This window comes from Stenotrophomonas sp. 10L48 (assembly GCF_056395105.1).
Genome location: NZ_JBFTIX010000008.1, coordinates 329,474 through 348,779 on the forward strand (window position 1 = coordinate 329,474; position 19,306 = coordinate 348,779).

The window sequence follows — 19,306 nt, forward strand, 5'->3', positions numbered from 1 at the left end:
GGACATCGATGAGCGGCATCGGGGAAGCACAGCGGGGAACGACGTTGGGACGCAGCGCGCCATTGCTGGGCGTGCTGCTGGTACTGCTGGCCGCCTGGTTCGGCTGGAGCGCGGTGCAGCAGTGGCGGCAGGCCGCCAGCGGGGACGCGCTGGAACAGGCGCGCGACCAGGCCGTGCAAGGGCTGCAGCAGGCTGCCTCCGGCCAGTTGCAGCAGCTGCAGCAGCAGTTGAAGGGCGACCGCGTGCAGCAGGCGCTGCAGGCCGGTGATGCCGCCGGCGCCGCGCTGGCGCTGCGGGAAAGCTGGACCGGCGTCGAGCAGGTGGAGGTGCTGGGCGCTGACCTGGCCGCAGGCTATGCCGATGCGGCCACTTTTGGATTCGCACGCCTGGCCCTGCTGGAATCTGCGCTGGCCGAAGGCAAGGCAACCCTGCGCGTGGTCCACGATGGCGGCGGCAACCGCCTGGGTCTGGCCGCGCCGGTGCAACTGGCCGGTGTCGGGCCGGCGGTGGTGTATGTCCGCCAGCCGCTGCTGCGGTTGACCGCGCCGCTGGATCAGGTGAGCGCCCCCGGCAATGGCTTCCTGGCGCTGCGCCAGGGAGCACACAACATCGTGGTGCAGGGCGATACCGGCCTGTCCGAGAGCGCCGAAGCAATGGCGCGCCCGGTGGCGGGAACGCCGTTGCGGCTGGCCGCCGGGGTGCCCAATGTGGAACCCGGCCCGCTGGGGCTGGGAGCCCTCGCCAGCGCGATTGTCGCCCTGCTGCTGGGCTTCATCGCGGTACTGCTGGTGGTAGGTCGTGGCCGGCTGCCGAAATCACTGCCGCTGCCCAGCCGGCGCAGCGCGGTGGCCGACGCCGATCACGGCCCGACCCTGCGCGAAAGCCTGCAGATGGTCCCGCCAACTGTGCCCGGCGAGACGGTGGCCGAGGCTGCGCCACCTCCACCGCCACCGGTTCCGGCCGACGAGCTGGCTGCAGGCATCTTCCGCGCCTACGACATCCGCGGCGTCGTGGGCAGCCAGCTGACGGCGCGCACCGCCGCGCTGATCGGCCAGGCCATCGGCACCGTCGCCCTTGAGCAGGGCCTGCGCGAGGTGGTGATCGGTCGCGATGGGCGCTTGTCCGGTCCCGAACTGTCGGCCGGTCTTGCCGAAGGCCTGCGGCGTGCCGGCTGTGCGGTCATCGATATCGGCCTGGCGCCGACCCCGGTGGTGTATTTCGCCGCCTTCCATCTGCGCACCGGTACCTGTGTAGCGGTCACCGGCAGCCACAATCCGCCGGACTACAACGGTTTCAAGATCGTCATCGGTGGTGAGACCCTGTCCGGCGATGCGATCACCGACCTTTACCAGCGCATTGTCGAAGGCCGTCTGGTGCAGGCTGCGGAGCCGGGTGATTACCAGCAGCGCGAGGTCGCCGCCGATTACATCCAGCGTATTGCCGATGACGTGCAGCTGGACCGACCACTGAAAGTGGTGGCCGACGCGGGCAACGGCGTGGCCGGTGCCTTCGCCCCGCAGCTGCTGGAAGCGATCGGCGCAGAAGTCATCCCGTTGTACTGCGATGTCGACGGCACCTTCCCCAACCACCACCCCGATCCCAGCGAGCCGGCCAACCTGGAAGACCTGGTGCAGACGGTCAAGCGCTTTGGCGCCGACCTCGGCGTGGCGTTCGATGGTGATGGCGATCGCCTTGGCGTGGTCACCAGTGAAGGCAAGATCATCTACGCCGACCGTCTGCTGATGCTGTTCGCCGCCGACGTGCTGATGCGCAACCCGGGCGCGATGGTGATCTACGACGTGAAGTGCACCGGCAGGTTGTCCGATCACGTGCTGCGCAACGGCGGCAGCCCGTTGATGTGGAAGACCGGGCACTCGCTGATGAAGGCGAAGATGCGCGAGACCGACGCCGAACTGGCGGGCGAGATGAGCGGCCACTTCTTCTTCAAGGAACGCTGGTTCGGCTTTGACGATGGCCTGTATGCCGCTGCACGCCTGCTGGAGATCCTGGCCCAGCGCGAGGAAACGCCGGACGAAGTGCTGGCCGAACTGCCGGAAATGGTGGCGACGCCGGAGCTGAAGGTGCCGGTGGCCGAGGGCACCCCGCATGCGTTGGTGGCGATGCTGGTGGCCGCTGCGCAGTCGCCGGACAACCCGTATGTCGGCGGCCGCCTGTCGACCATCGACGGCCTGCGGGTGGACTTCGCCGACGGCTGGGGCCTGGTTCGCGCCTCCAACACCACGCCGGTGCTGGTGCTACGTTTCGAAGGCAACGACGAAGCAGCACTGGAGCGTATCCAGGCGCTGTTCCGCAGCCAGCTGCAGCCGGTGCTGGGCGACACCCCGCTGGGGTTCTGAGGTGAGGCCGGGCTGCGCCCGGCACCCGCGGTAGTGCCGGCCGCTGGCCGGCAACCTCAACAGCAACAGCGGGCACTCCGTGGGTTGGTGGAGCGGTGTCGGAGTGCGGGGACGCCGCAAGTACGTCCTTGTAGGCTTGGCAGCCGCATCCATGCGGCTGACACCCCGCACTCCGACACCGCCCCACCTCTGACAATTTCCCGGTGCTGTTGGTGGGTGTCGACCTTGGTCGACACAGTAGATCCACGCCAAGCGTGGATGCTCTTCGATGATGTCCATCCACGCATGGCGTGGATCTACTTGTCTGGTGGGTGCCGACCGAGGGTCGGCACGCCTCACCCCTTGAACCGCAGCCCCACGCCCGGTTCGGTGAACAGGTAGCGCGAATCCAGCGCCGAGTCGCCCAGCTTGTGCCGCAGCTTGCCGACCAGGATGCGCAGGTAGTGGGTGTCGTGCTGGTGGGTGGGCCCCCAGATTTCCTGCAGGATCTGTGGCTGGGTGACCACCCGCCCGGCATTGCGCAGCAGCAGCGACAGCAATGCGTACTCCTTGCGGGTCAATGCCACCAGCTCGCCATCGATCGCCACTTCACGGCGCACCAGGTCCACGTGCAGGTGGCCATCGTCGAACACCGGCGGCGTGCCATCGGTCGGCACGCTGCGTGTGCGCAGCAGCGCCCGCACCCGCGCCATCAGTTCCTGGGTGCCGAAGGGCTTGGTCACATAGTCGTTGGCGCCGTTGTCCAGTGCACGCACTTTCTCGGTTTCGCCGGCACGCACGGTCAGCATGATCACCGGCACCTGGCTCCACTGCCGCAGCTGCTCCAGTACCTCGTGGCCTTCCATGTCCGGCAGGCCGATGTCCAGGATCACCAGGTCCATGTCCTCGCTGGCAGCCATCTGCAGGCCTTCCTGGCCGGTCGCGGCCTGGCGCACCTGGTAGCCCTGCGCGCGCAGGCTGATGTCCAGGAACCGGCGGATCTGTGTTTCATCGTCGATCACCAGCACGCGCGGGGCCGGCGCGCTGGCATCAGTCGGGGTCGGACTCATCGTGGGAGGCTGGCTTGAGCAGGGGCAGGGTAATGCGGATCAGGGTACCGCGACCGTCGCGCCCGGGCAGCGCCTGCACGCTGCCGCCGTGTGCGCCGATCATGCCCTGGCAGATGGTCAGGCCCAGGCCGGTGCCGTGGCGGCCGCGGTCGCCGCGTTCGACGCTGTAGAACATGTCGAAGATGCGCGCGCGCTCGTCGTCGGGAATGCCGGGGCCGGCATCGATCACGTCGATGCGCAGCTGACCGTCCAGTTCGCGCGCCAGCACCTGCACGGCGGCATCGGCTGGCGAGAACTTGGCAGCGTTCTCCATCACGTTGAACACCGCCTGTTCCACCAGTGCCGGATGCACCCATATCGGTGCCAGCGTTGCCGGAATATCCAGCTCCAGCCGCACCTTCGGCTGGTAGCGCTGCAGGCGTCGGGCGGCCGAACCGATCAGCTCGTCCACGCCTATCCAGTCGCGGTTGATCTTCAGGCCCTCGTGGCCCAACCGGGTCATGTCCAGCAGGTTCTGGATGTAGCGGTCCAGGCGCTCGCCTTCGACCAGGATGGTGTCCAGCAACGCGCGGCGGTCGGCCAGATCCATCGCCGTACCGTAGCTGGCCAGGCTGTCGGCCGAGCCGATCATCGCTGCCAGCGGCGAACGCAGGTCGTGCGACACCGAGGAAAGCAGGGCAGAGCGCAGCCGCTCGGTCTCGTTGCTCACATGCGCCTGTTCCAGCTCGGCCACCAGGCGCGTGCGCAACGCGGCCTGGGCGATGTCGTCGACCATCGCTTCGGCCAGCTGGCGCTGTTCGGGCAGCAGCCGCGCCTGCGCACCCGGCAGGTACAGGCCGGCCACGCCGATCGCGCGGTCTTCGCCGTCCAGCAGCGGCAGGAACCACCATTGCGCGCCGGCCAGGGTATCGGTGAAGCGGCCACTGGGCTGGCCATGGCGCAGGGCCCAGTCGGCCGCCGCCAGATCGGTATCACCGGGCAGGCTGCGGCCACCGGCGGCGGTATCGGCGCCGATCCGCAGCCAGGCCGGTACGTCCATGGCCTGTTCCAGCGCATGCCGGCCGGCCTGTGCCACTTCACCATTGCCGGCCGCGCTGGCCAGCTGCCGGCCCAGCTGCTGGCGTGCGCGTGCATGGCGGTTGGCCGCGCGCAGTGCGATCACCTGCATGCGCAGGCGCGACGCCAGGCGTCCGGCCACCAGCGCCGCCGCCAGGAACAGGAACACGGTGATCACGCCCTGCCGCGCGCCGATGGCGAAGGTGAAGCGCGGCGCGATGAACAGGAAGTTGTAAGCGAGAAAACACAGGATCGCCGCCATCACCGCGACGCTGGCGCGGGTACGTGCAGCCACCAGCACCACCGCCACGATGAACACCATCGACAGATCGGCCATGCCCACCCAGCGTTCGACCAGCCACGCCACCGCGCAGGCAAGGGCGGTGGCGATCAGGGCCTGCAACGGCTCGTGGCTGACCCCGCGCATCGGTGGCAGCAGCCCCTCTCGACGGGAACGCGCACGCGCCTGCGGCGTGCTGATGATGGTGATCTCGTAGTGCGCGCCGCGCTGGATCAGCTGCTGGGTCAGGGTGCGGTTGAACATCCGCGCCAGCGGCCGTTCGCGGGTACGCCCCAGCACCAGCGTCGATACGCCGTTGTGCGCGGCGTGGTCGAGCAATGCATCGGCGATGCTTGAACCATGCAGCAGCTCGGCTTCGCCGCCGAGGCGGCGGGCCAGCGCGAACGCAGCATCGATCTCGCGCCGGGTCGCTTCGTCCTGGCGGCGCCCCTGCACCGTCACCACCGTCCACGGTGCATCGCGGCGTTCGGCGATGCGCCGTGCCACCCGCACCAGGTATTCGCTCTGGCCACCGCCGTCGATCGCCACCAGCACGCCACGCCGCAACGGCAGATTGCTCTCGCCGCGCGCGGCGCGGGCTTCGCGCAGGCTGCTGTCGACACGGTCGGCGGCCTCCTGCATCGCCAGCTCGCGCAATGCGGTCAGGTTGGCCGGCGAGAAGAACGCCTGCAGGGCCTGCGCGGCCTGCTCGGGCACGTACACCTTGCCCTGCTGCAGGCGCGCGATCAGTTCGCGCGGCGGCAGGTCGACCAGCACGATGTCATGCAGGCGGTCGAGCACGCCATCGGGCACGGTCTCGCTGACACGCACGCCGGTGATGCGCATCACCACATCGTTGAGGCTTTCCAGATGCTGGATGTTGACCGTGGTCCAGACGTCGATGCCGGCGTCCAGCAGTTCCATCACGTCCTGCCAGCGCCGTTCGTGGCGGCTGCCCGGCGCATTGCGATGGGCCAGCTCGTCCACCAGCACCAGCGCTGGTTTTCTCGCCAGCACGGCGTCCAGGTCCATCTCCTGCAGGTCGTGGCCATGGTAGGCCACGTCCTTCAGCGGCAGCCGTGGCAGGCCTTCCAGCAGGGCCTGGGTATCGGCACGGCCGTGGGTCTCCACCAGCCCGACCACCAGGTCCACGCCACGGCGCAGCTGTTCCTGCGCGCGGGTCAGCATGGCGTAGGTCTTGCCGACGCCGGGCGCAGCGCCCAGGAACACGGTGAGCTTGCCACCGGCTTCGCGTTGCAGTCCTTCCACCAGGGCGTTGGCCTGGCGGGTCCGCAGATCAGTCATGGGAGCCGCTGTCATGGCCGCCATTGTGCGCGCAGCGGGTGCAGCCCTGCATCACGGCGCGCGTGCCGCGTGGTCCAGTGCGAAGTTCAGCGTCACCACGTTCACCCGTGGCTGGCCGAATACGCCCCATTGCCGGCCCTGCGTGTTGGCCTTCACCAGTGCCTGCACCTGCTCGACGGGCAGGCCACGCGCACGCGCCACCCGGGCCACCTGCAGCTGCGCTGCCGCCGGCGACAACTGCGGATCCAGCCCGCCGCCGGACTGGGTGACCAGATCGGCAGGCACCTGCGCGGGCGTGACGCCTTCGCGCGCGGCCACTGCTGCGGTGCTCGCCGCCACACGCTCGGCCAGCGCCGGGTTGCTGCGGGCCAGGTTGGAGCCGGCCGCCGCCATCGGGTCGTAGTTGGCGGCCGACGGTCGCGCCTGGAAGTAGCCATCGCCGGTGAACGGCTGCGACAGCCATGCCGACGCACGCACCTGGCCGCGGCCATCGCGCAGCAGGCTGCCTTCGGCCTGCGCCGGGAAGGACAGGCCGGCAAAACCGGTGGCGATGCCGGCGTAGACCGCACCGGCCAGCAGCAGGGTGGCCACGCCCAGGCCGATGGCCGGGCGCCAGCTGGCGCCATCCTGCAGCGTGGCCACGCGCGCCTCGCGCTTCAGCTCGCGGGAAAGGGAAGGGGAGTCAGAACGGTTCATGCGCCGAATACCAGGACAAGAAGGAGGTCGATCAACTTGATCGCCGCGAACGGCAGCAGCACGCCACCCAGGCCGTACACCAGCATGTTCCGGCGCAGCAGCGCCGTTGCGGTGGCCGGGCGGAAGCGCACACCGCGCAACGCCAGCGGGATCAGGGCGGGAATCACCAGGGCATTGAAGATCAGCGCCGCAAGCACCGCGTTGCGCGGGCTCGACAGCTGCATCACGTTCAGCGCGGCCATCGCAGGCACGGTGGCGGCAAACAACGCCGGCAGGATCGCGAAGTACTTGGACACATCGTTGGCCAGCGAGAACGTGGTCAGCGCGCCGCGGGTGATCAGCTGCTGCTTGCCCACCTCCACCACCGCCAGCAGCTTGGCCGGATCCGAATCCAGATCGACCATGTTGCCGGCTTCCTTGGCCGCCTGCGTGCCCGAATTCATCGCCAGGCCGATGTCGGCCTGGGCCAGCGCCGGCGCATCGTTGGTACCGTCGCCGACCATCGCCACCAGGCGGCCACCGGCCTGCTCGGCACGGATGCGGGCCAGCTTGTCCTCGGGCCGTGCCTCGGCGATGTAGTCATCCACGCCGGCTTCGGCGGCGATCGCAGCAGCCGTCAGCGGGTTGTCACCGGTGATCATCACCGTGCGGATGCCCATCGCCCGCAGCTGTGCGAACTTCTCGCGCATGCCGTGCTTGACCACGTCCGACAGCTCGATCACGCCCAGCACATGGCGACCCTCGGCCACTACCAGCGGCGTGGCACCGTTGCGCGCGACCTGGTCCACGCGCCCGGCCAGTTCGGCCGGTACGGTGCCGCCGAGCGCCTGCACATGGGCGCGGATCGCATCGGCAGCGCCCTTGCGGATCTGCCGGCCGTGCATCAGGTCGACACCGGACATGCGGGTCTGCGCACTGAAGGCCAGGTAGTCGGCCTGGTCCGGCTCGGCGGTGGTGCAGCCCTGTTCGCGGGCCAGGCGCACGATCGACTTGCCTTCCGGGGTCGGGTCGGCCAGCGATGACAGCAGCGCCGCCTCACGCAGCTGGTCGGCGTCGATTCCGGCCAGTGCGTGGAAGTGGCTGGCCTGGCGGTCGCCGTAGGTGATGGTGCCGGTCTTGTCGAGCAGCAGCACGTCGACGTCACCGGCCACTTCCACCGCCTTGCCCGACTTGGCCAGCACGTTGGCCGCCAGCGCGCGGTTCATGCCGGCGATGCCGATGGCCGGCAGCAGGCCACCGATGGTGGTCGGGATCAGGCACACCAGCAGCGCGATCAGCAGCAGCGGATCCACCTTGACGCCCACCGACGCACCGATCGCCGGCAGCGTCGCCACCACCACCAGGAAGGTCAGCGTCATCGCCGCCAGCAGCAGGGTCAGCGCGATTTCATTCGGGGTCTTCTGACGGTTGGCGCCTTCCACCAGCGCGATCATGCGGTCCAGGAAGCTGTGTCCCGGCTCGGCAGTGATGCGCACGACGATCTGGTCGGACAGCACCTTGGTGCCGCCGATCACGCCGGAGCGATCAGTACCCGCCTCGCGCAGCACCGGTGCCGACTCGCCGGTCACCGCCGCTTCGTTGATGGTGGCCAGGCCCTGCACGATCTCGCCGTCGGCCGGCACCAGCTCGCCGGCACTGACGATCACATGATCACCGGGGCGCAGTTCCGCGGCGGGCACCTGGGTCTCGCTGGCACCGGCCTGCGCCGACGCCAGGCGACGCGCCACCAGGTCCTGGCGGGCGCGGCGCAGCGAGGCGGCCTGGCCACGGCCACGTGCTTCGGCCACGGCCTCGGCGAAATTGCCGAACAGCACGGTGACCAGCAGGATCGCGGTCACCGCCAGGCCGAAGCCCAGTGGTGCATTGCCGGTCAGGGTGATGATCGCGGCGACGATCGTGCCGGCCATCACCACCGCCATCACCGGGCTGCGCACCAGATGCATCGGCGACAGCTTGCGTACGGCCTCGATGAGCGCGCGGCGCAGGCCGGCGGCATCGAGCAGGGCCGGGCGGGAAGCCACGGAAGAGGAACGGTTTGCGGTTGCGTGACTACTCATGGGGTGTCCTCAGTGCAGTCCCAGGCTCAGGTGGTCGGCGATCGGGCCGAGTACCAGCGCCGGCATGAACTGCAGCACGGTCAGGATGACGATCACCGAGACCAGGGTCAGGGCGAACGTCGGGGTTTCGATCTGCAGGCTGCCGGCCGATTCAGGGGCCTGCCGCTTGGCGGCCAGCTGTGCGGCCACCACCAGCGGGATGATCAGCAGCGGGAAGCGGCCCAGCAGCAGCACCAGCGAGCAGCTCAGGTTCCACCAGGGCGTGGCGTCACCCAGTCCCTCGAAGCCCGAGCCGTTGTTGGCGTAGGCCGAGACGTACTCGTAGAACACCTGGCTGATGCCATGGAAGCCGGGATTGGAGGTGCCCGCCAGACCCGGCACGGCCAGCGTGATCGCGGTGAACAGCAGCAGGGTGATCGGCTGCAGCAGCACCAGCAGTGCCAGCAGGCGCACCTGCGGCGTTTCCAGCTTGCGGCCGAACAGTTCCGGTGTACGGCCGGTCATCAGCCCGGCCAGGAACACACCCAGCAGCAGGTACACGATGAACTGCTGCAGGCCGCAGCCGATGCCGCCCCAGATCGCGCTGACCAGCATGTTGACCATCGCCAGGCCGCCGGACAGCGGGCTCAGCGAATCATGCATGCCGTTGACCGAACCGTTGGAGACCTGGGTGGTCACCGCCGCCCACAGCGCGGTGCCATCGGCGCCGAAGCGTACTTCCTTGCCTTCCATCAGCAGCGGCGTGGCCGCGCTGGCGCTATGGCCCTCGCTCCATACCATCGCACCGGTGGACAGCAGCGACATGCCGAGCATGCAGCTGAACACCAGCGCGCCGAAACGACGGCGCCCGGTGAACGCGCCGATCATGAAGATCACCGCCATCGGCACCAGCAGGATGCCGATCACCTCCAGCATGTTCGACACCGGGGTCGGGTTCTCCAGCGGGAAGCTGCTGTTCGGGCCATACCAGCCGCCGCCGTTGGCGCCCAGCTGTTTGGCCGCGACCATCGCCGCAACCGGGCCCAGCGGCAGCTTCTGCTGCGCCATGCCGGCACTGGCATCGATCGGCGTGGCCTGGGGGCCACCGGCCATCGTGGAGGGCACGCCCTGGCTGGTCAGCAGCAGCGTCCATACCAGGCACAGCGGCAGCAGGAAGCGCACGCACAGGCGCACGACGTCGGCGTAGTAATTGCCCACCGCCACCTGGCGGTCATCGCCCGCGGCGGGCGCAGTAACCGATTTCGGCGCGCGCGAGAACAATGCACGCAACGTGGCCACGGCCAGCGCCAGGCCCATCATCGGCGTCACCACCTGCAGGCCGGTGATGCCGGTCATCTGCGAGAAGTAGGACAGCTGGGCCTGGCCGGAATAGTGCTGCTGGTTGGTGTTGGTCAGGAACGAGATCATCGTGTGCAGCGCCGTGTCCCAGCGCATGTTCGGGATCTGGTCCGGATTCAACGGCAACCACGCCTGGGTCATGAACACGGCCTGGGTCAGCACCGCGATCACCACGTTGCTGAGCACGAATGCCAGCACGTAGCCACGCCAGGACATCGAACGTGAAGGATCAACGCCGAGCACCTTGTACAGCGGCTTTTCGATCCAGTGGAACAGCACGTCGACCTTCATCGGCGTGCCGCGCATCACCCGGGCGAGGTACAGGCCCAGGGGCCAGGCCAGCAGCAGGCTGGCGGCAAGAATGGCAAGAATTTCAGTCATGGCAGGCTCCGCTCAGAACGACTCGGGCCGCAGCACGACATAAACAAGATAGGCGGCGGCAACCAGCACCAGCACGCCACACAGCAACGACAGCCAGGGGGACATGGAATTTGAGACCTGGTGGAACCCCTCCACCTCAGGCCGTCATCGTCGTCCCCGCCCCCATAAACGCACTACGCGCCGGACAGGGCCGACGCGTAAAGAGTGCATAAATTCCAGGGTCCAGGCCGTAACCCGGCAAGCGGCAGCGCCGGGCCATGCCGGGCGAACAGCGCGCCGCTCAACCCGCCGGGGTCTGTGCCGGCACGTCCACCGGCGCCAATCCCTTCAGCTGCCGATAGCGCTGCAGGCTGCTTTCGATTTCGACCTTCAATGCCTGCTGCTGCTGTTCGAAACTGGCCAGCAGCCGTTGCTGCGACTGCAGCTGCGCATGGCGCTGGCCGATCGCCTGGGCCTGCTTGTCGGCCACCTTGCCGCCGGCCAGTTCGCGGTCGCCGGCGGCAGCAAGCAGGGCCACCAGCGATTCGCGCAGGCTGGCCACGTTGTACTGGGCGGTCTTGAGGTTGTTGTCGAGCACCTCCTGGCGCTCGGCGAACACGCGCCGCAGCGCATTCTCATCACCGTAGGTGGTCAGCATCGCCTGTTCGGTACGCTGCCGGGTCTGCTCGGCCATCTGATCCAGCTGGACCTGCGCCGCCGCCGTGCTGGCGGCAGCGCGTTCCTCATCGCTCAACGCGCGCTGCACCTGCGCGTTGCGCAGGCCGCTGTTGGCGCTGAACTCATCACGGGCGTGGTTGACCGCATCGGCCGGCAGCGCGTCGCTGCAGATCCGCTCCTTGCCCTCGTTCCAGCAGTACAGCTTCTTGTCTGCGGCCTTGCCGCTGGACTGTGCCAGCAGCGTCTGCGGCATCACCAGCAGCAGGCTGGCAGCAACGATGGCAGGAACTCGGAACATGCGACCTTCCCCCTGATGGTCAGCGCGTGGAACGGACGCCGTACTGGGCGCGATAGGCCTCCAGCGGCTGCCGGTAGCCTACAAGTTCCGGATTTCCGGACGCGAAATCAAGCAGGTCGGCCAGCGTCGCCACGGCGATCACCGGGATGCCGGCCTCTTCGGCCACGGCCTGTGCGGCGGAGCGATGGTCGCTGTCCGAGGCGATCTCCTGGCGGTCCAGGGCCACCACGATGCCGGCCGGAATACCGCCCGCAGCGCGGATGATCGCCAGCGCCTCGCGGATGGCGGTGCCGGCGGTGATCACGTCGTCGACGATCAGCACGCGCTTGCCGGTCATGTCGGCGCCGATCAACTGGCCGCCTTCACCATGGTCCTTCACTTCCTTGCGGTTGAACGACAGCGGCAGATCGCGGCCACGCTGGGCCAGCTCGCAGGCCATTGCGGTGGCCAGCGGAATGCCCTTGTAGGCCGGGCCGAACACCACGTCGTACTTGATCCCGGTGGCGTCGATGGCGTCGGAATAGCACGCCCCCAGCTGCGACAGCAGGGAACCGGAGTCGAAACGGCCGGCGTTGAAGAAATAGGGGCTCAGCCGGCCGGACTTGAGGGTGAACTGGCCGAAGCGCAGGGCGTCGGCGGTCAGGGCCAGCTGCAGGAAACGGTGACGGTGGTCGCTCATCAAAACTCGATTCATCTTCATTTGGAGCGCAAATCCTAATCCAGCTGGGCTTTCTGCGCTCGTCCGGCCCCTTCACGCAGGTATCCGCAGCTGCCCCCGCGGGCTGCTCAGCCCGGCAGGCAACCGGTATGCTTGCCCGGTTTCCCGCCGTAGGTTCTTCCGCATGCGCATCATCAGCTTCAACGCCAATGGCATCCGCTCGGCCGCCACCAAGGGCTTCCTCGACTGGTTCCGTGGCCAGGACGCCGACGTCCTCTGCATCCAGGAGACCAAGGCCCAGGAAGACCAGCTGACCGACCCGATGTTCCGCCCGGACGGCCACCATTGCTTCTACCGCGATGCCATCACCAAGAAGGGCTACAGCGGCGTGGCGATCTACAGCAAGCGCGAACCGGACCAGGTCATCACCTCGCTGGGCTGGGCCCCGTTCGACGACGAAGGCCGCTACATCGAGGCCCGCTTCGGCAACCTCAGCGTGGTCTCCTTCTATATCCCGTCCGGCAGTTCGGGCGACCTGCGCCAGGGCTTCAAGTTTGAAGTGATGGAGTGGCTGCGGCCGATCCTCGAGGAATGGGCGCGCAGTGGCCGCGACTACGTGCTGTGCGGCGACTGGAACATCGTTCGCTCGGCGCTGGACATCAAGAACTGGAAGTCCAACCAGAAGAACTCCGGCTGCCTGCCCGAGGAACGCGACTGGCTCAATGCCCTGTGTGCCGACCATGGCCAGGCCACCGATGTGGGCGCAGGTCGCGGCTGGGCCGATGCCTACCGCCTGCTCAACCCGACCGGCGAGGACTACACCTGGTGGAGCAACCGTGGCGCCGCCCGCGCCAACAACGTTGGTTGGCGCATCGACTACCAGTTCATCACCCCGGGCCTGCGTGACCGCCTGCGCAGCTGCTCGATCTACCGCGACCAGCGCTTCTCCGACCACGCGCCGTTCATCGTGGACTACGACCTGTGACCGAGGCTGCCAAGCCTGCCGGTTACAAGGGCTGGGCCGGCATCAAGCGTGCGTTCGGTACGCCCTCGGCGCTGACCATGGCCCTGCTGGGCTTCGGTAGTGGCCTGCCGTTCCTGCTGATCGCCTCGCAGACCCTGTCCACCCGTCTGCGCGATGTCGGCCTCGATCTGGGCAGCATCGGCCTGATCAGCCTGGCCAGCTTCTTCTACCTGCTCAAGTTCGTCTGGGCACCCCTGCTGGATCGCTACGCGTTTCCGTTGCTGGGGTTCCTCGGTCGCCGCCGCTCGTGGCTGCTGGTCTCGCAGATCCTGGTGCTGGTGGGCCTGGTGGCACTGGCGTTCGTGCGGCCAGAGCAGGGCGTGTGGCCGCTGGTGGCCTGGGTACTGGTGGCATCGTTTGCAGGTGCCACCCAGGATTCAGTGGTCGACGCCTACCGCATCGAGATCGCGCCGCAGACCGCGCAGGCCGCGTTGGCCGCCACGTACACGCTGGGCTATCGCATCGGCCTGATCCTGGCCGGTGCCGGCGCCTTGTACCTGGCACAGTTCGAAGGCTGGATCATTGCCTATCTGGCCATGGCCGCACTGATGATCCTGCCGATCATCACCACGCTGTTCTGCCGCGAACCGGAGCGCCCGGCCAACGCCGTGCAGCGCCGCATCGACATTGCCGAAGCGTTCGTACAGCCGATCACCAGCTTCTTCACCCGCAACGGCATGGCACTGGCGCTGGCGCTGCTGGCGTTCGTCGGGTTCTTCAAGTTTCCCGACCAGGTCATCGGCGTGATGGCCGGACCCTTCTATCTCGATTCGGGCTTCGACAAGGCCGACATCGCTACGGTCTCCAAGCTGTTCGGCGTGTGGATGGGTATTGGTGGGGCGTTCCTTGGCGGTATCGCCGTCGCCGCCTTCGGTTTCCGCCGGATGCTGCTTGTCGCGGCGCTGGGCGTGGCCCTGTCGAATCTGGCCTTCCTGCTGATGGCGCACAATCCCGGGCAGTTGTGGGCGTTCTACGCCGCGCTCAGCGCCGACAACCTGTTCCAGGGCTTTGCCGGCACGGTGCTGGTGGCTTTCATGTCTTCGCTGACCGATCGCAACTTCACCGCAACCCAGTATGCCCTGCTGGTATCGCTGGCCAACCTGCCGGGCAAGTTCGTCGGCGGCGTTTCCGGTTACATCGTGGAGGCCACCTCGTACAGCACCTTCTTCATGCTCAGCGCCGTCACGGTGGTGCCCACCATGCTGCTGCTGGCCTGGCTGTGGCCACGCATCGTTGATCGTGGGCCGTCTCCCGCCGCCTGATTGCCTGTGTGCGCTTACTGCGGGATGATCGCCCCGACGCGCCGAGGGGGCGGTGCCTTGCGAACGGGGAAGTGAGCATGGCCGACGTAGTGCTGCGGGACCTGGACCCGCTGCTGCTGGAACGCATCAAACGGGTCTCGGTGGCCCGTGGCTGGACCCACGAACAGACCTGCGCGGTCCTGCTGGAGCAGGGCCTGTTCAGCAGTGAACTGGAGGTCCGCTCCGGCTTCGGCGATCCCGAAGTCGACGCGCTTTCCGACGCGATCGCCGCACTGCAGGCGCTGCCGGCCGGCCAGGGCTTCGATTGATCTGATGTCGGGTCGCCGGGCATGGCCCGGCGGAGCCCGGCGGATGGCGTCACCTCACGCCGGATGGATCGCCCCGAGAATCCGCGGCCCCGTCGCCCCGGTCACGCTCGGCAGGTTGCCCGGCAGCCCGTCCATCGTCCGCTGCGCCAGCCAGGCAAACCCCATCGCCTCCACATACTCCGGGTCCAGCCCGTGCAGCGCCGTGGACTCCACCACCACGCCCGGCAACCGCGCCGCCAGCCGCCGCATCAACTGCGTATTGCGCACGCCACCGCCGCACACCAGCACCCGCCGGGTGTGCGGCTGCTGGGCCAGCAGCGCATCAACCACCGTCGCCGCGGTCAGCTCCAGCAGTGTCGCCTGCACATCTGCTGCGGCGAACTGGCCTTCCTCCATGTGTGCTTCGGCCCACGGCAGGTGGAACTGCTCGCGCCCGGTGCTCTTGGGCGGCGGCAGCGCGAACCACGGATCCGCGCGCCAGCCGGCCAGCAGGCTGTCATCCACCGCACCGCTGGCTGCGTAGGCGCCGTCAGCATCGAAGCTGCGCCCGGTATGGCGTTGGCACCAGGCATCCATCAGCGCGTTGGCCGGGCCGGTATCGAAGCCACGCACGACGCCCTCGCGGGGAATCAGGGTCAGGTTGGCGATCCCGCCCAGGTTCAGCACCGCACGGTCCTCATCGGCCGCACCCAGCATGTCCAGGTGGAAAGCCGGCATCAGCGGCGCTCCATGGCCACCGGCGGCAACGTCACGGCGGCGGAAATCGCACACGGTGGTGATGCCGGTCAGCTCGGCGATGCGGTTGCCGTCACCCAGCTGCACGGTGAAGGCCGGGTCGGCCAACGGTCGATGGCGCACCGTCTGCCCGTGCGAGCCGATGGCTCGTACCTGCGAACGGTCGACACCGGCTTCTTCCAGCAGCTGGTTGGCGGCGGCGGCGAAGCTGATCGCAATCCGCGCGTCCAGTTCGCCCAGCTCCTCCAGCGACTGCAGCGGGCCGCCTTCGCCGAGGGCCACCAGCCGCGCCCGCAGCACCGGCTCCCAGCGGGCGGTCAGCCCGTGCACGAAGCGGCACCCCCCATCGGCCGGGAACTGCACCAGCGCGGCATCGATGCCGTCAGCGCTGGTGCCCGACATCAGGCCCAGGTAGAGGGGAAGGGACGGATCGGCAGTGGTGTTCATGGCGGGCATAAAAAAAGGACACGGCAAGCTTGTGCTGCCGTGTCCTCCTTCGTCAACGCAGGGCTCAGCCGCGCTTGCGGCCTGCCGGCGCCTTGTCCTTGGCGCTGGCCACCTCGGTGCTCGCGCTTTCGGCGGCCGGCGCGGGGCTGGCGTCGGCGTAGATCAGCTTCTCCATGCCCTGGATGCGGGCCATCGCCGGCGCGGTCTGCGCCCGGAAGGCCACCAGCTCGGCGCCCTTCAGCGGCTCCGGCGGCGGCATGGTCACCGTCAGCGGGTTGCGGTGCTCGCCATTGACGCGGAATTCGTAGTGCAGGTGCGGGCCGGTCGCCAGGCCGGTCGAGCCGACGTAGCCGATCACCGTGCCCTGGGCCACGCGCTGGCCATTCTTGATCCCGGCAAAGCGCGACATATGGCCGTACAGGGTGGTGTGGCCACGGCCGTGGTCGAGGATCACCACGTTGCCATAACCGCGCTGCACGCCGACGAACTGCACCCGCGCATCGCCGGCGGCCATGATCGGGGTACCGGTGCGCGCGGCGTAGTCCACGCCCTTGTGCATGCGCATCTTGCCCAGCACCGGGTGTTTGCGCGCGCCGAAGGTCGAACTCAGCCGTGCGAACGGGATCGGCATGCGGATGAAGCTCTTCTTCAGCGAACGGCCGCTGATGTCGTAGTACTCGGACTTGCCGTTGCGGTCGAAGCGGAAGCCGGAATAGGTCTTGCCGCCGGTGGTGAAGGTCGCCGCCAGGATCTTGCTGGTATCGACCTTCTCGCCCTCGCGCCAGGTCTCATCCATCACCACGCTGAAGCGGTCGCCCGGCTGCAGGTCCTTGGAGAAGTCGATGTCGTACTTGAAGATGTCGTCGGTCATCGTCGCGATCGCCGACGGTGACAGTCCGGCGCGGCGCGCGGCCGCATACAGCGAACTGGTGATCTCGCCGCTGGTGACCACCGTGCGCGTGGATGTCTCGCGCTTGGTCACCGTTTCCTTGATGTCATCGCCGCTCAGGCTCAGTTCGACCCGGTTGTCGGCATCGCGGTCGAAGCGGATGCTGCGCAGGTCACCGGACAGCGGCATGTCGAAGGCGATCTCGGCACCCGGGCGCAGCTTGGTCAGCGATTCGCGCGCACCCGGATGGTCCAGCACCCGGTGCAGGGTCGTGGCGGAGATGCCGGCCTTGTCGAACAGGTCGCTCAGGGTCTGCCCGCGCTGCACCCGCAGCACCTGCCAGCTGTCGCCGGGGATCTGCTGCTGGCGGGCCATTGCCAACGGCGGCAACGGCAGTGCCAGGCTGGTGTGGCTGTCGGCGTAGGGCGCATCGATGGTGTGCGAGAAGCCCGGCACGATCGTGGCCACCAGCGCGCCAATGGTCACAAACAGGCTGGCGTGCATCCAATGACGCCGCGTCCAGCGCTCATTGAACGCAGCGGGAAGGTGTTGCCTCAGCTTCCGGTGCAGGGCGTTGTCGTGCAGGACGTGGAGTCGTTCCTGGAAGCGCTGCTTGCGAGCGCGGCCTTGATCGGAATTGAGCATCAGATGTCGGTCTCTGGCTGACCCGGGAACGCGGGCCCAAACGCCGGTAACATAGACACCTAACAAATTCGCGTCAAACCCTTGTGCCTATTGGCTTTTGTGAAGCCGATCGGGTTAACTTCGCTTTAACACCCCACATAAGAAACGGCGTTGCCGGGAGTAGTCACGTGTCCTCGATTGAAGAAGCCCTTGCCCTGATCGGCCGCGGTGCCGACGAGATCCTCAAGCTCGAGGATCTGCGCGCGCGCCTGCAGGAAGGCCGCCCGCTGCGCATCAAGGCCGGCTTCGACCCCACCGCGCCTGACCTGCACCTGGGCCACACGGTGCTGCTGAACAAGATGCGTCAGTTCCAGGACCTCGGCCACCAGGTCATTTTCCTGATCGGCGACTTCACCGGCATGATCGGCGACCCATCCGGCAAGAGCCTGACGCGCAAGCCGCTCAGCCGTGACGACGTGCTGGCCAACGCCCGTACCTACGAGGAACAGGTGTTCAAGGTGCTGGACCGCAGCCGCACCGAGGTCCGCTTCAATTCGGAGTGGTTCGGCAAGATGAGCGCGGCCGACATGATCCGCCTGGCCGGCCAGCACACCGTGGCACGCATGCTCGAGCGCGACGACTTCGCCAAGCGCTATGCCGCCCAGCAGTCCATCGCCATCCACGAATTCCTGTACCCGCTGGTGCAGGGCTACGACTCGGTGGCCCTGGAAGCGGACGTCGAGCTGGGCGGTACCGACCAGAAGTTCAACCTGCTGATGGGCCGTGGCCTGCAGGAACACCACGGCCAGAAGCCGCAGGTGGTGCTGACCATGCCGCTGCTGGAAGGCCTGGACGGCGTCAACAAGATGTCCAAGTCGCTGGGCAACTATATCGGCATCAGCGAGCCGGCCATCGACATCGTCACCAAGACCATGAAGGTCGATGATGCCCTGATGTGGCGTTGGATCGAGCTGCTGTCCTTCGATATCAGCCAGGCCGAAGCGGCCTCCCTGCGCGAGCAGATCGCCGCCGGCCTGAATCCGCGCGTGGTCAAGCTGCGCCTGGCCCGTGAACTGGCTACCCGATTCCACGATGCCGCAGCGGCAGAGCAGGCGATTGCCGGCTGGGAAGCTGCCGTTACCGGGCAGGGCGACATCACCCAGCTGCCGCTGCAGGATGTGGCCATCCCGGCCGAGGGCCTGCGCATCGCGGCCCTGCTGACCGCCGCCGGCCTGACCCCGAGCAACTCCGAGGCCAACCGCAAGCTCAAGGAGCGTGCGGTGAAGGTGGACGGTGAAGTGGTGGAAGACGGCCAACAGGTACTGCAGCCCGGCTTCGAGGGGCTGCTGCAGGTCGGCAAGCGCACCTTCGCCCGCGTGCGCCTGGTCGCTGCCTGACCGGAGGCAGGGGCCGGCGCAGCCGGCCCCTGCTTCTGCTCCTGCAGAGCGGCGCTGACGCTCTGCCGCTGTTTGCGGGGCCTGTGGCGGCGCCTTTGCATGAACGGATGCAACATCCGATGAAAAAAGTTGCCACACCCCCTTCACAAAGGCCGCGAATAGGGACATACTTTCCCTCCCCCGTCGCAGGGGTCGCCAACAAGGGGCTTCAGCGACACAAGGCACGCCACCACCGACGAACGAGATGATCGAACGAAAGGTGTTGACGGACTCGAAAAGTCCGGCATAATAGGCGGCTCGCTACGAAGGAAACTTCGCAGCACACGGGAACGGCGCTGAGGCCACTTCCCCGGATCTTTGAAAGTATGCGCAGGTATCTTGTGAAGGCGCCTGCAGGAAGGATGATTGTCCATCTTGCAGACGTTTGATCAAGCAACTATTAATTGTTTTAAAGCAAGCGATACGTTGCCAGAATCATTCATCTGCAG

At 67.6% G+C, this 19,306-nt stretch carries 15 protein-coding genes; 5 read left to right on the forward strand and 10 right to left on the reverse strand.

The genetic code is table 11. From position 1 onward, the window contains the following. Positions 1-8 precede the first annotated feature (8 nt). Entirely contained in the window at positions 9-2,357 is a 2,349-nt protein-coding gene (locus AC1DCU_RS15705; protein WP_282280743.1) for a phosphomannomutase/phosphoglucomutase, read from the forward strand. A 335-nt stretch (positions 2,358-2,692) separates the two neighbouring features. Here the strand turns inward: AC1DCU_RS15705 and AC1DCU_RS15710 are convergent, their stop codons facing one another. The 8 genes from AC1DCU_RS15710 to pyrE form a co-directional block, all read right to left on the reverse strand. Then, complete coding sequence (locus tag AC1DCU_RS15710; protein ID WP_025879418.1) at positions 2,693-3,406, reverse strand: response regulator transcription factor; 714 nt, start codon at positions 3,404-3,406, stop codon at positions 2,693-2,695. Then, positions 3,387-6,047 (reverse strand): sensor histidine kinase, encoded by a 2,661-nt coding sequence (locus AC1DCU_RS15715; RefSeq protein WP_025879419.1) that lies wholly within the window; start codon positions 6,045-6,047, stop codon positions 3,387-3,389. The genes AC1DCU_RS15710 and AC1DCU_RS15715 overlap by 20 nt, the downstream gene beginning before the upstream one ends. A gap of 51 nt (positions 6,048-6,098) precedes the next feature. Next, positions 6,099-6,743, reverse strand: coding sequence for a potassium-transporting ATPase subunit KdpC (kdpC, locus tag AC1DCU_RS15720; protein WP_442251797.1), 645 nt, complete (start codon positions 6,741-6,743; stop codon positions 6,099-6,101). Then, positions 6,740-8,800: a potassium-transporting ATPase subunit KdpB gene (gene kdpB, locus AC1DCU_RS15725; RefSeq protein ID WP_025879421.1), complete on the reverse strand. Its 2,061-nt coding sequence runs from the start codon at positions 8,798-8,800 to the stop codon at positions 6,740-6,742. The genes kdpC and kdpB overlap by 4 nt, the downstream gene beginning before the upstream one ends. 9 nt (positions 8,801-8,809) lie before the next feature. After that, complete coding sequence (gene kdpA, locus AC1DCU_RS15730) at positions 8,810-10,519, reverse strand: potassium-transporting ATPase subunit KdpA (RefSeq protein WP_032977028.1); 1,710 nt, start codon at positions 10,517-10,519, stop codon at positions 8,810-8,812. A 12-nt stretch (positions 10,520-10,531) separates the two neighbouring features. Then, on the reverse strand, positions 10,532-10,624 hold the full coding sequence (locus AC1DCU_RS15735) for a potassium-transporting ATPase subunit F (protein ID WP_313444161.1): 93 nt from the start codon (positions 10,622-10,624) through the stop codon (positions 10,532-10,534). Between the two features lie 175 nt (positions 10,625-10,799). Then, positions 10,800-11,474 (reverse strand): hypothetical protein, encoded by a 675-nt coding sequence (locus tag AC1DCU_RS15740; RefSeq protein ID WP_025879423.1) that lies wholly within the window; start codon positions 11,472-11,474, stop codon positions 10,800-10,802. A gap of 19 nt (positions 11,475-11,493) precedes the next feature. Continuing rightward, entirely contained in the window at positions 11,494-12,153 is a 660-nt protein-coding gene (gene pyrE, locus AC1DCU_RS15745; protein WP_025879424.1) for an orotate phosphoribosyltransferase, read from the reverse strand. A gap of 163 nt (positions 12,154-12,316) precedes the next feature. Here pyrE and AC1DCU_RS15750 point away from each other — a divergent pair, with 163 nt between their 5' ends. The 3 genes from AC1DCU_RS15750 to AC1DCU_RS15760 all read left to right on the forward strand — a co-directional run bounded on the left by AC1DCU_RS15750 (position 12,317) and on the right by AC1DCU_RS15760 (position 14,726). Further along, positions 12,317-13,117 carry an exodeoxyribonuclease III gene (locus tag AC1DCU_RS15750; protein WP_032977024.1) on the forward strand — a complete coding sequence of 267 codons (801 nt, stop codon included), beginning with the start codon at positions 12,317-12,319 and terminating at the stop codon, positions 13,115-13,117. Then, positions 13,114-14,418, forward strand: a complete 1,305-nt coding sequence (locus AC1DCU_RS15755; protein WP_032977021.1) for an AmpG family muropeptide MFS transporter — start codon at positions 13,114-13,116, stop codon at positions 14,416-14,418. Before AC1DCU_RS15750 ends, AC1DCU_RS15755 begins: the two co-directional genes overlap by 4 nt. A gap of 77 nt (positions 14,419-14,495) precedes the next feature. After that, positions 14,496-14,726, forward strand: a complete 231-nt coding sequence (locus AC1DCU_RS15760) for a hypothetical protein (RefSeq protein WP_025879428.1) — start codon at positions 14,496-14,498, stop codon at positions 14,724-14,726. Between the two features lie 54 nt (positions 14,727-14,780). On the opposite strand, the gene AC1DCU_RS15765 is transcribed toward AC1DCU_RS15760, so the two are convergent. Continuing rightward, positions 14,781-15,908 (reverse strand): anhydro-N-acetylmuramic acid kinase, encoded by a 1,128-nt coding sequence (locus tag AC1DCU_RS15765; RefSeq protein WP_080277682.1) that lies wholly within the window; start codon positions 15,906-15,908, stop codon positions 14,781-14,783. Between the two features lie 64 nt (positions 15,909-15,972). Next, positions 15,973-17,442: a M23 family metallopeptidase gene (locus AC1DCU_RS15770; RefSeq protein WP_025879426.1), complete on the reverse strand. Its 1,470-nt coding sequence runs from the start codon at positions 17,440-17,442 to the stop codon at positions 15,973-15,975. A 167-nt stretch (positions 17,443-17,609) separates the two neighbouring features. Here AC1DCU_RS15770 and tyrS point away from each other — a divergent pair, with 167 nt between their 5' ends. Continuing rightward, complete coding sequence (gene tyrS, locus AC1DCU_RS15775) at positions 17,610-18,818, forward strand: tyrosine--tRNA ligase (RefSeq protein ID WP_032977018.1); 1,209 nt, start codon at positions 17,610-17,612, stop codon at positions 18,816-18,818. Positions 18,819-19,306: the final 488 nt, after the last annotated feature.

Excerpts from the sequence above, each read along its gene's own strand:
- AC1DCU_RS15770 (WP_025879426.1), bottom strand. The coding sequence starts at position 17,442 with ATGCTCAATTCCGATCAAGGCCGCGCTCGCAAGCAGCGCTTCCAGGAA.
- AC1DCU_RS15740 (WP_025879423.1), bottom strand. The coding sequence starts at position 11,474 with ATGTTCCGAGTTCCTGCCATCGTTGCTGCCAGCCTGCTGCTGGTGATG.
- AC1DCU_RS15765 (WP_080277682.1), bottom strand. The coding sequence starts at position 15,908 with ATGAACACCACTGCCGATCCGTCCCTTCCCCTCTACCTGGGCCTGATG.
- AC1DCU_RS15760 (WP_025879428.1), top strand. The coding sequence starts at position 14,496 with ATGGCCGACGTAGTGCTGCGGGACCTGGACCCGCTGCTGCTGGAACGC.
- kdpC (WP_442251797.1), bottom strand. The coding sequence starts at position 6,743 with ATGAACCGTTCTGACTCCCCTTCCCTTTCCCGCGAGCTGAAGCGCGAG.
- AC1DCU_RS15750 (WP_032977024.1), top strand. The coding sequence starts at position 12,317 with ATGCGCATCATCAGCTTCAACGCCAATGGCATCCGCTCGGCCGCCACC.
- pyrE (WP_025879424.1), bottom strand. The coding sequence starts at position 12,153 with ATGAGCGACCACCGTCACCGTTTCCTGCAGCTGGCCCTGACCGCCGAC.
- AC1DCU_RS15735 (WP_313444161.1), bottom strand. The coding sequence starts at position 10,624 with ATGTCCCCCTGGCTGTCGTTGCTGTGTGGCGTGCTGGTGCTGGTTGCC.
- kdpA (WP_032977028.1), bottom strand. The coding sequence starts at position 10,519 with ATGACTGAAATTCTTGCCATTCTTGCCGCCAGCCTGCTGCTGGCCTGG.
- AC1DCU_RS15710 (WP_025879418.1), bottom strand. The coding sequence starts at position 3,406 with ATGAGTCCGACCCCGACTGATGCCAGCGCGCCGGCCCCGCGCGTGCTG.
- kdpB (WP_025879421.1), bottom strand. The coding sequence starts at position 8,800 with ATGAGTAGTCACGCAACCGCAAACCGTTCCTCTTCCGTGGCTTCCCGC.
- AC1DCU_RS15705 (WP_282280743.1), top strand. The coding sequence starts at position 9 with ATGAGCGGCATCGGGGAAGCACAGCGGGGAACGACGTTGGGACGCAGC.
- AC1DCU_RS15715 (WP_025879419.1), bottom strand. The coding sequence starts at position 6,047 with ATGACTGATCTGCGGACCCGCCAGGCCAACGCCCTGGTGGAAGGACTG.